Raw genomic sequence first — 17444 nt, 5'->3', positions numbered from 1 at the left:
CTCACACCGTCGGCCGTGTCGGCTGGAGTACGCCCTCCAGACCGAGGAGGAGGCGTTTGCGGTCGAGGCCGCCGGCGTATCCGGTGAGGGTGCCGTCCGCGCCGATCACCCGGTGGCAGGGGCGGACGATGAGGAGGGGGTTCGCGCCGATCGCGCCGCCCACGGCCCGGACGGCGGCGCGCGGCGCGCCGATCCGGGCGGCGACGGCGCCGTACGTGATGGTCGCGCCGTACGGGACGTCGTCGAGCGCGGCCCAGACCCGCCGCCGGAAGTCGGTGCCCTCGCCGCGCAACTCCAGCCTGAATTCCGTGAGTTCACCGGCGAAGTAGGCGGCGAGCTGTTCCTCGGCCGCCCGGAAGGGGGCCGGGTCGCGCAGCCAGCCCGGCAGCGGGACCCTGCCGCCCTTCTGCTCCGGCACGGAGAGGGAGGTGAGGGCGCCGAACTCGTCGGCGGTGAGGAGGAGTTGCCCGACGGGGCTGTCGACGACGGTGTAGTACGTCCGCTGCTCGGTGCTCACGACTGAACTCCCTGATCCTGTGTCTGAAGATGTCGAAGGGCGTACGACCGCCAGGGCCGCCAGGCGTCCGGCACGGTCTCGCCCGGGGGTGCCACGTCCGGGTCGCCGAGGGCGCGGGTGCGGATCTCGGCGACGGTGCGGGCGTCCAGACCCGGCAGCGCGAGCAGGGCCGCCTCGGTGGCGTCCCGGTCCGCGCCGACGTCGAGGCGGCAGGTGCCGTCGGCGAGGGCCGTGGCGAGGGTGCCGAGCGGGCCGTCCGCGTCGGCCAGCGCGGCGGGTTCGGGGAACAGGTGCGTGAGCGTCCCCTGCGGGGCGTCCAGCGTCTTGCCGTACGCCTGTACGAGCCGCGCCGCCTCCGCGCGCCCGACGAGCGCCCGTACGGCGAACTCCTCCGGGTCGGCCGTGCCCGGCGAGCGCAGCCCCGGCCTGGCGGCGACGAGCGGGGCGAGCCGGGGGTCCTGACCAAGGCGCTCGTCCACGGCGTACGGATCGGCGTCCAGGTCGAACAGCCGCCGCAGCCGCTGCACGGCGGTGGTGAGGTCCCGGAGGTCGGTGAGGTGGAGCCGGGCGTCGAGCCAGCCGCCGCAGCGGTCGGCGGGGCGGCCTCCGGGTCGCTCGTCGACCTCGGTGATTCCGGTGCCGTACGGAAGGCGGAGGGTGCGCCGGTGGGTGCGGTGGCCGCGTTCGCCGGTGACCTCCTCCACGCCGGTGACGGCCTCGGCGGCCAGGACGTCGAAGAGGGCGGTGGACCGGTACGGGCCCCGATACGCGAGCCGGAGCGGGATCCCGGCCGTGCGCGCCCCGGCGGACCGCCGGGGCGCGCCGGCGCGCAGAGCGCTCGGTGTCATGGCGTACACCGCACGGATCGTGTCGTTGAACTGGCGCACGCTGGCGAAGCCGGACGCGAAGGCGATCTCGGTGACCGGGAGAGCGGTGGTGCGCAGCAGGACGCGGGCGGTGTGCGCGCGCTGGGCGCGGGCCAGGGCGACGGGTCCGGCGCCGACCTCGGCGGTGAGCTGCCGCTGGACCTGGCGCGCGCTGTACCCGAGCCGTACCGCAAGCCCGGCGACGCCCTCCCGGTCGACGACCCCGTCCCCGATGAGCCGCATGGCACGGCCCACGGAGTCCGCGCGCACGTTCCACTCGGCCGAGCCGGGCACGGCGTCGGGCCGGCACCGCCGGCAGGCCCGGAACCCGTCGCCCTGGGCGGCGGCCGCGGTGGCGTAGAAGCGGACGTTCTCCCGTTTCGGCGTCACCGCCGGGCAGCTCGGCCGGCAATAGATCCCGGTCGTCTCGACGGCGAAGAAGAACTCCCCGTCGAACCGGCCGTCCCTGCTCCGCACCGCCTCGTACCTGGTGTCCTCGTCCCCCATGCCGTCCTTGATGCCGTCCTCCATGCCGTCCTTCATGTCCTCAAGTGTCGACGACGCGGAGGCGGCGGGCTGGCGGTATTCGGACACGGGACTGCGCCCCCTGAGAGGCAGGGGGCGCAGCCCCTGCCTCTCAGGGGCGCGGGGAACTGTGCGACAAGCCCCCACTCACCCGCGCCGGGAACTCACCGCAAACCACCCCGCTTCGCCTCCATCGCCGCGCGCCCCTGCGCGCCCCGCCGCTTCCACTCCTTCCGGATCTCCGCCCGCAGCCGCGCGTCGCTCTTCGCGACGATCCGCTGGTTCTCGCGGAGCAGCTTGCGGTAGCTGTCGAGCCGCCGCTCGGGCAGTTCGCCGGACTCGACCGCGCCGAGGACCGCGCAACCGGGCTCGGCGACGTGCGCGCAGTCGTGGAAGCGGCAGTCCGCGGCCAGTTCCTCGATCTCGGCGAAGACCTGCCCGACCCCGGTCTCCGCGTCCCAGAGGCCGACGCCGCGCAGCCCGGGTGTGTCGATGAGGACTCCGCCGCCGGGCAGGGCAAGGAGGTTGCGGGTGGTCGTGGTGTGCCGTCCCTTGCCGTCCACGTCGCGGGTGGCCTGCACGTCCATGACGTCGTCGCCCAGCAGCGCGTTGGCGAGGGTCGACTTGCCGGCGCCGGACTGCCCGAGCAGGACGGAGGTGCCGCCGGCGAGCACCGCGGCGAGGACGTCGAGGCCCTCGCCGGTGGTGGAGCTGACCGTCAGCACGGGAACGCCGGGCGCCACGGTCTCCACGTCCTGCACGAGATACCCCAGGGTGGCGGCGTCCGGCACGAGGTCGGCCTTGGAGAGCACGACCACCGGCTGGGCCCCGGACTCCCAGGCCAGCGCGAGGAACCGTTCGACGCGGCCGAGGTCGAGTTCCACGGCGAGCGAGACCGCGACGACCGCGTGGTCGACGTTGGCGGCGAGGATCTGCCCCTCGGCGCGCTTGGAGGAGGTGGAGCGGACGAAGGCGCTGCGGCGGGGCAGGTACGTGCGGACGTAGCGGGGGTCGCCCGCGGGTTCCACGGCGACCCAGTCGCCCGTGCAGACGACCCGCATGGGGTCGTGGGGGGTGACGAACGCGGTGTCGGCCCGCAGCAGGCCGTCGGCGGTGACGACGTCGCACTGCCCGCGGTCGACCCGCACGACCCGCCCGGCGAGCAGGCCCTCGGCGGTGTACGGGGCGAAGGCGTCCGCCCAGGAGTCGTCCCAGCCGAACGGCACGAGGGGATGCGAGGAGAACGGGGACGAGCCCGGAAGAGAGGACGAGCCAGAGAAAGAGGAGAGAGACAAGGGGTGACCCTTCACAGGGGTGGCCCCGGCACCGCGTCCACGGATGTGGGAGGAAGAGAGAAGTCAGCCGGTGACCACGGAGGTGGACTGGATGGTTTCCTGGATGCGGGCAGCGCCCATCGCAATGACAGCCATCGGTCGACACCTCCTGTCTCACTCGTCGTCGTCGGCGACGGCGGCCTGAACGGCCGCCGTGCTCGGTGATCTCACCCTAGCGGGGGCCCGAGGGCCCCCGTCAACCGATTTGGCGCGGCGCTCCCCGCGCCGCGCGCTCAGTCCGCCCGGTCGCACTTCTTCCCGTTGAGCGTGAAGTCCACGGGTACGGGGTTGTCGTAGCCCTCCCAGATGCCGAGGAAGCCCACGCCGAAGGTGCCGCCTGCCGCGACGGTCTTGTTGTAGTCGGCGGAGGTGGCGACGACCTTCGAGCCCTCCTGGTCGAAGGTGCCGTCCCACATCTGGGTGACGCGCTGGTCCGCCGGGTAGGTCCAGGCGATGTGCCAGCCGTCGAGGGCCTTGGTGGAGGTGACGGTGACGGCGCCCTGGAAGCCGCCGGGCCATTCGTTGACGACCTGGTAGCGGACGTGGCAGGTGGCGTCGGACGACTTGCCCGGGTCGACCGGCTGGTGGGTGACGCGGGCGGGCGTCGAGGCGTCGCCCTGGGGTTCCTCGTTGCTGTTGCCGCCCTTGCCCTTGTCCTTCTTGTCGCTCTCGTCGTCCTCGTCGCCCGAACCGGCCTCCTCCGGCCGCGACGTGCTCTGCAGCTCGGACGATTCGCCGCCGGACGGGGCCCCGGTCACCGGGAACCTCGGGTCCTGCTGCACCACCGCCGATTCCCCGGCGGACGAGCCCTCCACGACCGGCTCGTCGTCGCCGAACGGCATGAGGGAGACGGCGAGCGCCAGGACGGAGACGAGGCCGGCTCCGGCGAGCAGCCCGTTCCGGCTGAACCGGGGCCTCGGTTCCCTGCCCGGGGAGAAGCCCCGGTCGGTGCCGGTGGAGTCCGCGCGCCCGGGGAGCAGTCCGGCCTCGGCCGCGCGGCGGCGGCGTTCCAGATAGGCGAGGCCGCTCCAGCCGATCACGCCGCTGGCGAGTGCGGCGGGCAGTCCGCCGCCGTGCAGACCGAGGCAGGCCGCGGCCTCGGCGCACTGCACACACGTGGCGAGGTGGCGGGACAGGTCGTCGGGGGTGTCGGTGCCGGGCGAGCGGGTCACCGCGTCCAGCAGCCGGGCGTAGGTGCGGCAGTCGGCGTGCAGCGGCGCGTCGAGCTGGCCGCGGTGGCAGCGGTCCCTGAACAGCGCCCGCACCTGGTCGAGTTCGGTCCTGGCGACCGCCGGGTCGAGGCCGAGCCGGCGGGCCACCGAGCCCAGCGGCAGCGACTCGACCTCGGCCAGCCACAGCAGGGCCGCGTCGGGTTCCTGCATGTCCCGCAGGGCACGCAGGGCGAGCGGGCGGTTCAGGGGCGGGCCGGTGTACCGGGCGGCCTTGTCCGAGTTGAGCCAGAGGCGCAGTTCGGGGTCGAGCCGGTGGCCCTGGCCACCCGTCTCCCAGGCGGCGGCGCTGGTCCTGACCCAGGTCAGGAGGAACGGTATTCGAGGCAGGCGCTGGGCACGCCGTCCGGCACCGCGTTCGGGACCCGCCTCGAACTCCAGGGCGCGTGCCTCGTGCATGCCGTTCGTGAAGGCCTCGGTGGCCAGTTGGGTCGCCGCGGCCGAACCGGACGTGCACAGGTCGGCGTACGACAGGACCGCGTCCCAGCACTCCGAGAACAGCGCGGCCTCGGCGGCGTCCTGGGGCTTCGGCAGGTCGGGCATGGGTCTCCTGCATCCAACAGAGCGAGGGGGGAAGTGTGCAAAAGTAGTCAACTACCCTTTAAATCCAAGGGAGTTGGGGGGACCACCTTGCGGTACCCCAGAGCTTTTCACGCTTCCCACACAACTGACAAGCTGCGTCTTCTCATGCGGTTACCAGCGGTCACACTGTTGAGTTGTACGTACGCCGACCCCAATCGGCTCAACCGCCACAGGAGTTACCCGGCGGGAATCTCCTCGACGGCCGGGAGGCTGTCCATGAAGGAGCTGACGGAGAAGACGGCGTTGCCGGGGCCGGGCGGGCCGTATCCGGGCGGGGACGACAGCCCGAACTCCTCCATCGTGGCGCGGTAGGCCTGCAGCAGCCGGATGTGGTACTCCAGCGGCGCGCCCTGCGGGTTGGCCTTGCCGAGGGGGGTGGTGGGCTCCGGGCACCAGGTGGTGAAGCGGGGCGTGATGCCCTGCGACATGAAGAACCGCAGGCCCTCGGTGGTCGACGCGATCGCCTCGTCGACCGTCTTGAAGCCGAAGGGCTCGGCCATCTCCACGCCCGCCACGAAGTTGGGGATCACATTGCGCGCGCCGAAGACACCCGCCGAGTCCAGGATCCGCTTGTGCCACTCGTCGCGGCCGACATAGCGCTCCTTGCCCGGGCAGTACATCTTGAAGAGGTACTCGTCCCACACCTCGTAGTTCGGGTGGTAGATCTTCACGCCGTAGTCGTGGAAGCGCTTGACGTCGTCCAGCGGCAGCGCCTGCGCGACGACCTTGCCGATCCAGCGGTCCGGGAAGCGCTCCTCGATGGCCTTGGCGTAGTGGCCGTAGAAGTCGGCCTCGTCGCGGCCCGAGACCGTCTTGGTGATGGCGCCGCCGGTGAGCGTGTACGCGGTGGACGTCTTCGCCGTGTCGTACCGGTCGATGATCTCCAAGGCCTCAAGGACCTCGTCGACGTCCTTCACGCCCGTGTACGGCCGGCCCGCCGCCTTGTGCTGGCGCCAGTTGTGGTTGATGTCGCAGTACTGGCACTCCTCCTTCGCGCCGAAGTACTGGCAGACGCGGAAGACGGTGAGGTAGATCAGGTAGCCCCACTGGATGGTGGGGGCCACCTCCATCACGGACTTTCCGTTGGAGAGGGTGTGCTTGTAGTACTCCGGCATGGGCGGGACACCTACGTCCGCGATGCGCTTGCCGTCGAGGTACAGACCGAGGAGGCCGTCCTCGTCGGACGCCACCCGGTAGGGCGAGGACGGGTTGACCCGTACGGAGACGACCGTGCGCCGCAGGTCGTACGGGCCGCCGGTGAGGATGATCTCCTCCGGCGGGCGGCGCAGGGCGGCCTCACCGAGCTCGGGGAGGGTGCCGTGGTCGAAGGAGAAGATGAAGTACGACTTCGGCTTGACCTCGCCCTTCTCGTTGTCGCTCAGCGCGGAGGCGTCGAAGGCCACACCGCCCCTGAGCAGGTCCTCCTTGAAGACGGCTTCCCGTGGCACGTGGGGGAACCTCTCCATCAGGTCCTCCACCAGTGCGGTGCGGCTGCCATCCATCCCGTTGTCTCCTCGCTCCCGACGTCGCGTGGGGGTTGCCCGTGCGCGTCCTCCACGGTATGCCTCCGGCGGTCGGGGGGAGGGGGCGGGGGGTTGTTCGGGGGTGGTGCCTACTGGGGTGGGGGTGCGGGTCTCATTGGCGGGTGCGGCTCGGTGGGACTTCTCGCGCAGTTCCCCGCGCCCCTGAAAAAGCGGGGCTGCTCCCCTGCTTTTTCGGCCCGAAAGGGCCGTAGGCCCTTAAGGGGCGCGGGGAACTGCGCGACCAGCCCCCACCGGACCCGCACCCGACCACCCGTCCCCCGGACTCACTCCTCCGCCGCGTAGTACCAGAACTCCACCTCGGTCAGATTGCACCGCCCGTTGTGCGTGTCGTGGAGGCGGAGCAGCGGGTACGTCGCCGTGGTCGGGAGGGTCGCCTCGTACCACGCACCGTCGGTCGTCGCCCCGATCGTGTGCAGGTCGGTCCAGGTCGCCCCGCCGTCCGTGGAGCCGCGCAGCACCGTGCCGGTCGCCCGTGCCGCGAACCCGGCACGCGGCAGGACACGGAGTCTGTCGATCCGCAGGGTCCCGCCCGCGTCGATGTCGATCCAGCTGTCGGCCGCGAGGGTGTCCGTGTACGTGGCGGTGTCGCCGTCGAAGGCCCGCCAGCCGTTGCCGGCCTGCGTCCCGGTGCCGGGCCAGGCGATGGTCGAGGCCTTCACCATCGACGCGGTGACCTCGGTGCGCCGCAGCAGCGTCTCCCGGGAGACGAGCAGCTCGTACGCCGCGTACACCGCGTCGATCCGGGTGTCCTCGTCCTTCCCGGTGTCCCCCTCCACCCGGTCGAGCTCCGCGGTGAAGGCCGCGTGGCTCTTCTTCGTCCACCCGGCCCCGTCGGTCGCCCGCGCCCGCGCGAGGACGTCCGCGAAGGTCTCGGCGACGGCCACGGCGGGCGCGGAGACCCGGCTGCCGCCGCCCACCAGGGCCGCCGTGACCCGGTAGTGGCGCCTGCCGTGCCGAAGCCCCTTGTCGTCGTGGGCGAGGGACCGGGTGTCCTTCACGAGTGCGTCCCAGGTGTCGCCGTCCACGGAACGCTCCAGCGTGAACGTGAGCGCGTCCTCCGGCTTGCTCCAGCGGGCGGTGACGGTGTCGCCGTCCCGCTCCAGGGCGACCAGCAGCGGGGCGTCCCCGAGGCCGTCGACCTCGACCTCCGCGAAGGCCGCGTCGCCCGTGGCCACGACCCCCGCGTGCACCGCGTACGGGAAGGGGCAGAACAGGGATCCGACCGTCACCCAGGTACGGCCGTCCCCGGACACCTGGGCGTGCACGCGGTGGGTGGTGAGGTCGCGGACGAGCCGGAGGTACGGGGTGGCGGCCAGGGGGCGGCCGGGGAGGCGTCGGGTGATCGGGGAGCGGAGGTCGTCCTGCCAGTCGTGGCGGCTGTCGCGGGTGCGGTCGTGCAGGACGAGCCGTCCGTCGGCGTCCGCGCCGAAGTACACGTGCCGGGTGTCGGCGGTGAGCCGGTCGCGGAGCATCAGACCGGTCGCGGGGCCCCGGGCGCCGTCCACCCGGGCCGTGAGCGTGAAGCTACCCACCACCGGGCGGTTCACGAAGTGCAGTGCGTCCTCGATGTCGCGGGACAGCACCCGGTAGTCGTCGCCCTCGCCGAGGCCGTCGCCGTGGGCGCCGAGGACGCGGACGGTCGAGCCGCGCACGATCGCGCTGCCCTTCCGGGCGTGGTGGAGGGCGTCGTCGCGCCAGCCGGTCCGGCGCACCCCGGGCGAGGCGGGCCGCTCCAGCTCCGTCTCGATCGCGTGCGACGGCAGGCCGCGGCCCGCCGGGTTCACCGCCGTGACCGTGTAGAAGTAGGTCTCGCCCGGTCGTACGGACTTGTCGACGAGGTGACGGCCCTTCGTCCCGGTGCCGATCAGCTCGTACGGGCCCCGGCGTCGGGTCGCCCGGCGTACCTCGTAGTGCGTGGCGCCCGCCGTGGTCTGCCAGGTGACCAGGACGGAGGCATCGCCGGGCAGGGTGTGGACGAAGTCGACGTGGGAGGGCGGGAGTTCGGCGATGTCCTCCGACTCCAGGCGCAGTACGAGTCCCGTCCTGGGCGGCACGCTCACCCGGCCGCCGCGCACCGGCAGCTCCTGGCCGCTCACCAGGTCGAGGACGCTCGCGCCCGCGCCCGGCACCTCCACCCGGTACGTGTGCTCGTTCCCGTACGCCTTCCGCGTCGTGTTGAGGACGAAGAGGTAGCGGCCGTAGCGGGCGGTGAGGAGGTCGGGGTAGCCCGAGTAGGCGTGGTCGGCCTCGAAGTTCTCGCGGTGGACCGTCCCCACGCCGGGCTGGAAGGTGAGGGGGGCGATCTCGCCGGCGAGGGCCTGGAGGGCGGCGGAGTCGCCCGTCTGTTGGTCCTCCATGAAGTCGACGTCGATGTTGTCCATGCGGGCCCAGTAGTCCTCGTACCGGAAGAGCCCCTCGGTGTGGAGCTGGACGATGTGGTCGCGGTCGGGGTGGCGGACGTGCAGGCGGCCGTTGCGGGCGAAGCCGCGCTGGCGTTCGTTGAGGTGGCCCCACAGATGTGTGTCGCCGTCGCGCAGGGAGACGAACATGCAGTCCACGTCCACCCAGGCGAACCGCTCGTAGTCGGCGGTGCGCACCGCGAGCGCGGTGAGTTCGGCGGGGGTGTAGTACGCGAAGTCGGTGTGCGGGTGAACGATGCCGGTCGGTTCCTGGGCCTTCAACCAGCCCCAGGTCTCGCCGAGTTCGAGGTCGTACTTGTTCTTCGACCGCACGGCGGAGAAGTTGGCGAAGTACTGGTGGTCGGCGATCTGCTGCTGGGCGAAGCCCACCGCCTCCCGGGCGTACCGGCGGGTGCGGCTCCACTGCTCGCCCGCGTACCGCTCGGGGTGCTCGGCCATGTGATGGGCGAGGGAGACGTAGTGGAGGAGCTTGCCCTCGGAGATGCGCAGGACGTAGCCGGGGAAACCGGGAAAGTTGGTGTTGCGCTCGTCGACGACCATCTCCATGCGCATGGTGCGCTTGAGGTCGTCGTCGAGGTCGGTCATGCGGGCGTGCGAGCGGGCGTGCAGGTTACGGAGCGCCAACTCCAGTATTTTGTCGTTGAGTTCCTCGTCGCCCTCGTGTCCCCGGGTGCGGTGGAACCACTCGGGGAGGTAGTTGGTGGCCTCGCCGTAGTTGGCGACGTAGCCGTTCTCGCGGGTGTGGCCGGCCTCGGTCATGGTCGTGTAGTGGGTGCCGAGCGGGAGGCGGCGTACGACGTTGCCGTCCTTGTCGAGCTTGGAGCGGGCCAGGCCCTTGATGACGTAGTCGAGGTAGTCGTCGGTCCAGCGGGCCGTGGTGTCGTGCTGGAAGAGGGAGTGGAAGAGGTCGAGGTCCTGACCGTCCGGTCCGACCAGCACCTCCTCGCCGAGGAAGGGCTCCCAGCCGAGGGCCTCGCCGACGATGCGGTGGCTGCGTGCCCGGCCCTCGTAGTACGAGGACCCGATCACCCGCAGGCCTTCGTGGGCCTCCCAGGCGCCCTCGTACGTGTACATCACCTGGTTGTAGATGTAGGAGAGCCGGGAGCGGGCGTAGTCGAAGTTGGCCTTCAGGACGCGTTCCCAGGCGGCGCGGCGGGTGAGGGGGCCGCCGTCCCAGGCGACGCCCGCGAGGGAGGTGGGCCCTTCCTCGGTGCCGGTGACGAACGGCTCGTCGAGGAAGTCCTCGAAGGCCGCACGACCGTGGACATCGTTGTCGGCGATGACGTTCTCGACCAGGTACAGCGCCTGGCCGAGGGCCCCGTAGTAGCCGCCCCAGTCGCCCTGGTGCCCGCCCCAGGCCAGGAGCTTGGTGTTTGCGTAGTAGTCCTTGGTGTGGTTGTCCACGCACTTGAAGACCCTCAGCAGCGCCGCCTTCTTCTCGGCCGGGGTCTTCGCCGGACACCAGGAGGCACGGGCCAGCGCGCCCGCGTAGAAGAACAGTTCCTCGACGTACCGGACGATGGACAGCTTGCCGGTCGCGGCCGAATCCACCTTTGCCGAAAGGGAGTTGAAGAGCTTGACCTGATCGGCGACATAGCCGTCGACGAGCGCCTGCTTCGCCGTGTCGTCGAGGGCGGCGACCGTGGCGGTGGGCGGGGTGAACTCGGTCCGGGGGTCGTCGCCGAGGTCGAGCCGGCTGCCGGTGTGGGTGTAGGCGCGGTAGTAGCCGCGGGAGTTCGCGGTGACCTTGCCGGAGAACGCGCTGTCGTAGGTGCGCAGGGTGATCTCGGCCCGGGTACGGCCCCGGGTGTGCTCCAGCGGCAGCATGATCGTCGCGTAGAAGAAGCGGCCGGGCAGGGGCCGGTTGGTGCCGGTGTTCAGGGCCTCGTAGTCGCCGGAGCGGCGGTAGCCGATCTGCTCGCCGTTGATGTACGCGATCGTCTTGTACGTGGAGGTGTCGCCGCCCCAGAACTTCACGGTGAGGTGGTTCTGGTGGACCGGGTCGACGGCGACGGTGAAGCGGAGGTCGCCGCCCTTGATGCCGGGGGCGACGAGGGGCCTCGCGACCCGTGCCCGGTCCCCCGCGTGGCCGTCGACGACCTCGGTGTCCGGGCCGTGGAAGTCGTGCGCCGCCTCGGAGTCGGGGTCGCCGAAGTCGACGAGGTCCAGCCGTCCGGCGCCGCCCGCCGTCGCGTCGGCCTGCCGGCCGGCCGCGTCCTCGGCGGCGACCGCCGGGGACCAGCCGCCGGAGAGGGCGAGGGTGCCCGTGCCCGCCGCGGCCGTGGTCAGGACGGATCTTCTGGAGATGGGCATGCGGAGTCCTCCCGGCCGGGCACACGACAGTAAACGTTCTCTGCGGAAGGTAGGGGGCTCCGGTCGAGGTCGACAAGATGTCGTGCGGAAGAAAGACTTTCGATCACCCTGGAAAACAGACAACGGTTGTCGGCGTGATCACGCCGACAACCGTTGTCTGTTTTCCGCGACTCACCCGACTCAGGTGCGTGTCCGCCCGGTCAGCAGTCGCGCAGCGGGTCCGTCTCGCTGTAGATGGCGGTGTCCTTCATCCAGCCGCCCTTGCCGTTGTCGGCGACGGTCTTGATCCAGCGGGTCGGGTGCGGCCCGCCCACCCAGGCCTGGTTGTCCATCTTGCAGAAGAACCAGCTCGGATTGGTGTTCATGGTCCCGACGACCTGGTTGGGGTTCGGGTACAGCGGGTTGTTGCCCACCGAGCCGTACACCGGGGCGCCGGCGACGTTGTTGCACCACCACCTGATGCCGTCCTCGTGCCGCCAGCAGGCGGACGCGGCGGACGCGGACGGCGCCGCGAGGGTGGTGCCGAGCGCGGCGGCCAGGCCGGCGGTGGCGACCAGCCATCGAAACCTCATGTGCGTGTTCCTCTCCTGTCAGCACGTGCGTGTCCCGCACCGAAGCCTGCCGACTGGCGAGGCGCGGTCGCACCCCCTTTCGACCAGGGTCGAAACCCGCTGGTGGAAGCGTCCGTGACCACCAGCAGGCCGCCACCCCGCCGGCCGCCACCCACCGACCGCCGCGCGCCCCCGGCCACACGCTCACGCCATCCGCTCCAGCGCCCCCCGGTCGAGTGCGTACGCCAACTCCTCCCCGGTGGCCAGCCGTTCGGCCTCCTCCGTGACCGCGAGGCCGAGGCGGGCGACCTCGTTGCCCTGGGAGCCGGCGAGGTGGGGGGTGACGAAGGCGTTCGGGAGGTCGAGGAGGGGGGAGTCGGCGGGCAGCGGCTCGGGGTCGGTGACGTCGAGGATCGCCGAGAGACGCCCTGCGCGCAGCTCCTCGACGAGGGCGTCGTGGTCGACGAGGGCGCCGCGCGCGGTGTTGATCAGGGCGGCCCCGTCGGGCATGAGGGAGAGGGCGCGGCGGTCGATGAGGCGGTGTGTCTCGGGGGTGTCGGGGGCGTGCACGGTGACGATGTCCGAGGTGCGCAGCAGCTCGTCGAGCGGGAGCAGGGGGACGCCGAGGGCGGCGGCCCCGGCCTCGTCGACGTAGGGGTCGGTGAGGCTCACCCGCAGGTCGAAGGGGCGCAGCAGTTCGATGACGCGGCGGCCGATGCGGGAGGCGCCGATGACGCCGACGCGGCGGCCGTGGTTGCCGATGCCGGGGACGAACCCCCAGCCCGGCGAGACGCGCTCCGCGCGCAGGCGTTCGCGGCGGCCGAGGATGTCCTTGCCGGCGAGCAGGATCATGGCGAGCGTGTACTCGGCGACGGGCAGGGCGTTGGCGGCGGCCGCCGTGGAGACGGTGATGCCGCGTTCCCAGACGGCCGGGGTGACGAAGCCCTTCACCGAGCCCGCCGAGTGCAGCAGCGCCCGCAGCCGGGGGGCCGCGTCGAGGACCGCCTCGTCGACGCGGGGGCAGCCCCAGCCGGTGACCAGCACCTCGACGTTCGCCAGCGCCGCCCGGACCTCGGGATCGGCGAAGTCCTCCGCGATCAGGGCGGGGTCGATGTCCAGGGTCTCCCGCAGACGGGCCAGCACCTCCGGCGGGAAGACCCGCGGAACGTTCTCGGCGGTCATGGCGAACAGGGCGAGCGGACGCTCGGGCAAGGAGGGACCTTCCGGCTAGGCGGGAGCAAGGGAGACAAGGGCGAGGCAGGGGGGACAGTAAGCGGTATCTACGGTAGGCAGGCGCTCGTGGGGAGGTCAATGAACCGGCTGGCGCAGCGGGCGGAGAGGATGGCCCTTCACAGCTACGGCCAGCGGAGGGCACCAGGCATGACGACCGAGACCATCACCAACTGGGCCGGGAACATCACGTACACCGCCGGGGAGCTGCACCGGCCGGACTCCGTCGACGCGCTGCGGACCCTGGTCGCGGGCAGCGAGCGGGTGCGGGTGCTGGGCAGCGGCCACTCGTTCAACGAGATCGCCGAGCCGGGCCCCGAGGGTGTGCTGCTGTCCCTGACCGGGCTGGCCCCGGAGATCGAGGTGGACACGGCGGCCCGTACGGTGCGGGTCGGGGGCGGTGTCCGGTACGCGGAGCTGGCCCGCGCGGTGCACGCCCACGGCCTCGCCCTGCACAACATGGCCTCGTTGCCGCACATCTCCGTCGCGGGCTCGGTGGCCACCGGTACGCACGGCTCGGGCGACGGCAACGGTCCGCTCGCGGCGGCGGTGCGCGAGGTCGAACTGGTCACGGCGGACGGGACGACGCTGACGATCTCGCGTGGCGACGACCGTTTCGGCGGGGCGGTGACCTCGCTCGGCGCGCTGGGCGTGGTCACCGCGCTCACCCTCGACCTGGAGCCGGCCTTCGAGGTCGGCCAGCGGGTCTACGGTGAACTCCCCCTGGCGGGGCTGGACTTCGACGCGGTGTCGGCGGCGGCGTACAGCGTGAGCCTCTTCACCCGCTGGCGGCACTCCGGCTTCGACCAGGTGTGGGTCAAGCGGCGCGTGGACCGGGCCGAGGCGGACTTCCCGTGGGCGGCGCCCGCGACCGAGGCGATGCATCCGGTGCCGGGGATGCCCGCGGTGAACTGCACCGAGCAGTTCGGGGTGCCCGGTCCCTGGCACGAGCGGCTGCCGCACTTCCGGGCAGAGTTCACGCCGAGCAGCGGGGACGAGTTGCAGTCGGAGTATCTGCTGCCGCGCTCGTCCGCCCTGGAGGCGCTGCACGCCCTGGACGGGGTCCGGCATGTCGTCGCGCCGGTGCTCCAGGTCTGTGAGGTCCGTACGGTCGCCGCCGACGAGCAGTGGCTGAGCCCCGCCCACGGCCGGGACACGGTCGCGCTCCACTTCACCTGGATCGCGGACCCGGCGCCCGTGCTGCCGGTGGTCCGGCGGGTCGAGGAGGTGCTGGCGCCGTACGAGGCCCGGCCGCACTGGGGCAAGGTCTTCACGGTCGCGGCGGCGGACCTGGGGGCGCTCTACCCCCGGCTGGGTGATTTCCGGGCGCTGGCCGAAGTCCTGGACCCGGCGGGCAAGTTCCGCAACACCTTCGTACGGCAGGTGCTCGGCGGCTGAGGCGTCGGGGACTTCGTAAAGCCCCTTTCCTAACCCCTTGTAGAAAGCCCCTCCGCGCCATAGCCTTGGCGACCGCGCCGGGGCAACAGGCCTCGTCACGGCCTGGAGGGATCGAGGGCATCATGTCGTCGGTGAAGCGCACCTCACGCGACATCCGCACCGCGAACCGCTACGAGGTGCTGCGCCAGATCATCGCCAAGTCTCCCACCTCCCGGCAGGAGCTGGCGGCGGCCACCGGGCTGAGCCTGGCCACGGTCGCCACGCTCGTCGGCGAGCTGCTCGACCTCCGCATGATCACCGAGGTCGGGTTCGAGGACTCGGCGGGCGGCCGCCCCCGTGGACTGGTGGCCGTCAACGCGTCGGGGGGCGCGTTGATCGGCGTCGACATCGCGGAGACGTACGTCCACGTCGAGCTGTTCGACCTGGCGCTGAACGTTTTGGCCCGCGCCGAGGAGAACGTCCGCCCGGGTGAAAGCCTGCCCGAGCAGATGGTGGGGCACGTCGCCGCCGCCGTCGGCTCCGTCGTCGCGCAGGCCGGCACCGAGGGCGCGCGGGTGCTCGGCGTCGGGGTGAGTGTGCCGGGGCAGGTCGACCGCGCCACCGGTATCTCGGAGTACGCGCCCAACTGGGACTGGCACGACGTGCCGTTGCTCGACCTGCTGACCGAGCACATCGCCTACCCGCTGTACCTGGACAATCCGCTGCGCGCGGTCGCGGTGGCCGAGCTGTGGTTCGGTGCCGCCCGCGGGCGCGGGGACGCCGCGGTGATCACCCTCGGGACCGGTGTGGGCGCCGGGCTCGTCCTGGACGGCGGGCTGCACCGGGGGGTGAGCAACAGCGCCGGCGAGTGGGGCCACACGACGATCGTGCTGGACGGCCGGCTGTGCCACTGCGGCAACCACGGCTGCGTGGAGACGTACGTGGGCGCCCCGGGGATCATGCTGAACCTCCGGGAGCTGAGCCCGCGCAGCACCCTGCTGCATCCCGAGGACCAGACGGCCACCATCGCGGCCCTCGCGCGGGGCGCGGCCCGGCACGACCCGGTGGCGGTCAAGGTGGTGCGGGACACCGCCCGATATCTGGGCGCCGGGATCGCCGACCTGGTCAATCTGTTCAATCCCGAGGTGGTCGTGCTCAGCAGCTGGGTCGCGGCCGCCCTGGGCGAGCCCCTGGTCACGGAGGTGCGCGAGGCCGTCGCCCGGCACGCGCTGCCGCGTCCGATGGCCGCCACCGAGATCGTGCTCTCCCAGATCCCCTCGGATCCGGCCTGCCTGGGCGCGGCGACGTTCGCGCTCGAAGGGGCGCTGCAGTCCGTGGGACAGAAGCCGGGAACGCGCGCCGCCCCGGTGCGCGGCAGGCCCGCCGTACGCCGCCGAGGGCGGTCCGAAGAGCGCGACAGCCTGCGCGAACACCCCTGAGCCGAGGGCCGCCGGACCCTGACCCGGCGGCCCTCTCCTCCACGCCAACCCCTTTGCGCCGCACGGACGTTCGGATCACCGAACCGAATACAACGCTTCGAACAGACTTCGTCCAACCCCTTGCCGAAGCCTTAGCCGAAGGTTAACGTCCCGCACCGCAAGCCTCTTTGAGCCACTGAGCCAACAGGCACTGAGCCGCCGAGCCATGGGCGCAGAGCCGCAGCCGTACTCGAGACAAGGACGTCAGCATGTCGGCATTGAGCAACAGGAACTTCGACCGACGCACCGCACTGCGCGCCGCGCTGGGTCTGGCCGCCGCAGGCGGACTGGCCGCGTGCGGCGGCAACACCGGCCGGAGCAGCGGTGGCGGCGCCGGCCTCACGCAGTACTTCCACGCGTACGGCGAGGCGGGCACCGAGCAGGCCATCAAGAAGTACGCGAAGGCCTACAAGGAAACCAACGTCACCACGCAGTGGATCACCGGCTCCAACTTCGAGAGCAAGCTGTTCGCCTCGCTGCTCACGGACAAGGCCCCCGACTGCTTCGAGTTCCACCCGCAGCTGCAGATGATCGAGAGCGGCCAGGTCGCGGACCTGACCGACCTGATAGACCCGGTCAAGGACGACTTCAACCAGGCCGACATCCAGTCGCACACGGTCGACGGCAAGATCTACGGCATCCGGATGATCGACGACCCGCAGTTCTTCTTCTACCGCAAGTCGATGTTCGAGAAGGCCGGTGTCGAGGTCCCGCAGACGCTGGAGGAGCTGGCCGAAGCCGCCGCCAAGCTGACCACCAGCAAGGTCAAGGGCGCCTACCTCGGCAACACCCTGCACTCGATGGTCAACCCGCTGATCTGGTCGGCCGGCGCGCAGCACCTGGACGAGAAGAACCAGATCGCCTACCACACGGACGCGGTGGTCGACGGCTTCAGGCAGCTGCGCAAGCTGTTCACCAGCGGTGACCTGCTGCTCGACGCCCCGACCGACTTCTGGGACCCCTCCGCGCTCAACCAGGGCCTGACCGCCATGCAGTGGTGCGGCATGTGGGCCATGCCGCAGATGCAGGAGGCGCTCGGCGACGACCTCGGCATCTTCCCGTTCCCGAAGGTCGGCAGTGCCGGCAAGCAGTCCGTCTACAACGGCGGCTGGTCGATGTTCGTCAACGCCAAGGGCAAGAACGTCGACGAGACCAAGGAATACGTGAAGTGGCTGTGGATCGACCAGAAGGACTACCAGGAGGACTGGGCGCTCTCCTACGGCTTCCACATCCCGCCGCGCACGTCGATCGCCGAGTCCGCCGACAAGCTGAAGTCCGGCCTGCCCGCTGAGGGCGTGAAGCTCTTCAACGAGTTCGGCCACTTCGACAACATCGGCTGGACCCAGGCGAGCATCACCGCGCTGGAGGACGTCCTCGCCAACTCCGTGCGCAAGGGCGGCGACCCGGACAAGGAACTCACCAAGGCCGACGCGAAGGTCAACAAGGAACTGAAGAAGCTCTTCGGCTAGGCCGGCGGA

Annotated in this window: 11 protein-coding genes; 3 read left to right on the top strand and 8 right to left on the bottom strand. The window is 71.4% G+C overall.

Annotated elements, in window-relative coordinates; translation table 11 throughout:
• Position 1: 1 nt before the first annotated feature.
• The 8 genes from PUR53_RS35365 to PUR53_RS35330 form a co-directional block, all read right to left on the bottom strand.
• Positions 2-517, bottom strand: coding sequence for a methylated-DNA--[protein]-cysteine S-methyltransferase (locus PUR53_RS35365; RefSeq protein WP_329895913.1), 516 nt, complete (start codon positions 515-517; stop codon positions 2-4).
• Positions 514-1890: a DNA-3-methyladenine glycosylase 2 family protein gene (locus PUR53_RS35360; protein WP_329910953.1), complete on the bottom strand. Its 1377-nt coding sequence runs from the start codon at positions 1888-1890 to the stop codon at positions 514-516. Before PUR53_RS35360 ends, PUR53_RS35365 begins: the two co-directional genes overlap by 4 nt.
• A gap of 182 nt (positions 1891-2072) precedes the next feature.
• Positions 2073-3203 (bottom strand): ribosome small subunit-dependent GTPase A, encoded by a 1131-nt coding sequence (gene rsgA / locus PUR53_RS35355; protein WP_443080399.1) that lies wholly within the window; start codon positions 3201-3203, stop codon positions 2073-2075.
• A 272-nt stretch (positions 3204-3475) separates the two neighbouring features.
• Positions 3476-5014, bottom strand: coding sequence for a cellulose-binding domain-containing protein (locus tag PUR53_RS35350; protein ID WP_329895902.1), 1539 nt, complete (start codon positions 5012-5014; stop codon positions 3476-3478).
• A gap of 215 nt (positions 5015-5229) precedes the next feature.
• The gene (locus PUR53_RS35345) at positions 5230-6555 is read right to left on the bottom strand and encodes a radical SAM protein (protein ID WP_329895901.1); all 1326 of its coding nucleotides are present in this window, start codon (positions 6553-6555) and stop codon (positions 5230-5232) included.
• Positions 6556-6860: 305 nt separating this feature from the next.
• On the bottom strand, positions 6861-11330 hold the full coding sequence (locus PUR53_RS35340) for a discoidin domain-containing protein (RefSeq protein WP_329910923.1): 4470 nt from the start codon (positions 11328-11330) through the stop codon (positions 6861-6863).
• A gap of 200 nt (positions 11331-11530) precedes the next feature.
• Positions 11531-11902 carry a hypothetical protein gene (locus PUR53_RS35335; RefSeq protein ID WP_319235017.1) on the bottom strand — a complete coding sequence of 124 codons (372 nt, stop codon included), beginning with the start codon at positions 11900-11902 and terminating at the stop codon, positions 11531-11533.
• 183 nt (positions 11903-12085) lie between these two features.
• Positions 12086-13093, bottom strand: a complete 1008-nt coding sequence (locus PUR53_RS35330) for a hydroxyacid dehydrogenase (protein ID WP_329910921.1) — start codon at positions 13091-13093, stop codon at positions 12086-12088.
• Between the two features lie 168 nt (positions 13094-13261).
• Here PUR53_RS35330 and PUR53_RS35325 point away from each other — a divergent pair, with 168 nt between their 5' ends.
• The 3 genes from PUR53_RS35325 (at position 13262) to PUR53_RS35315 (ending at position 17435) form a co-directional block, all read left to right on the top strand.
• Positions 13262-14509, top strand: a complete 1248-nt coding sequence (locus tag PUR53_RS35325; RefSeq protein ID WP_329895898.1) for a D-arabinono-1,4-lactone oxidase — start codon at positions 13262-13264, stop codon at positions 14507-14509.
• 122 nt (positions 14510-14631) lie between these two features.
• Positions 14632-15927, top strand: a complete 1296-nt coding sequence (locus tag PUR53_RS35320) for an ROK family transcriptional regulator (RefSeq protein WP_329895897.1) — start codon at positions 14632-14634, stop codon at positions 15925-15927.
• Positions 15928-16175: 248 nt separating this feature from the next.
• The gene (locus PUR53_RS35315) at positions 16176-17435 is read left to right on the top strand and encodes an ABC transporter substrate-binding protein (RefSeq protein ID WP_329895896.1); all 1260 of its coding nucleotides are present in this window, start codon (positions 16176-16178) and stop codon (positions 17433-17435) included.
• Positions 17436-17444: the final 9 nt, after the last annotated feature.

The sequence above is a fragment of the Streptomyces sp. SP18BB07 genome (assembly GCF_036322545.1).
In the GTDB taxonomy this organism is placed as follows: Bacteria; Actinomycetota; Actinomycetes; order Streptomycetales; family Streptomycetaceae; genus Streptomyces; species Streptomyces deccanensis.
The sequence above is the reverse complement of the archived record's forward strand: the minus strand, read 5'-3'. Positions and strand labels throughout refer to the sequence as shown.

Coding starts and splice junctions, on each gene's coding strand:
- PUR53_RS35360 (WP_329910953.1), bottom strand. CDS start 1,890: ATGGGGGACGAGGACACCAGGTACGAGGCGGTGCGGAGCAGGGACGGC.
- PUR53_RS35350 (WP_329895902.1), bottom strand. CDS start 5,014: ATGCCCGACCTGCCGAAGCCCCAGGACGCCGCCGAGGCCGCGCTGTTC.
- PUR53_RS35345 (WP_329895901.1), bottom strand. CDS start 6,555: ATGGATGGCAGCCGCACCGCACTGGTGGAGGACCTGATGGAGAGGTTC.
- PUR53_RS35340 (WP_329910923.1), bottom strand. CDS start 11,330: ATGCCCATCTCCAGAAGATCCGTCCTGACCACGGCCGCGGCGGGCACG.
- PUR53_RS35335 (WP_319235017.1), bottom strand. CDS start 11,902: ATGAGGTTTCGATGGCTGGTCGCCACCGCCGGCCTGGCCGCCGCGCTC.
- PUR53_RS35325 (WP_329895898.1), top strand. CDS start 13,262: ATGACGACCGAGACCATCACCAACTGGGCCGGGAACATCACGTACACC.
- PUR53_RS35320 (WP_329895897.1), top strand. CDS start 14,632: ATGTCGTCGGTGAAGCGCACCTCACGCGACATCCGCACCGCGAACCGC.
- PUR53_RS35315 (WP_329895896.1), top strand. CDS start 16,176: ATGTCGGCATTGAGCAACAGGAACTTCGACCGACGCACCGCACTGCGC.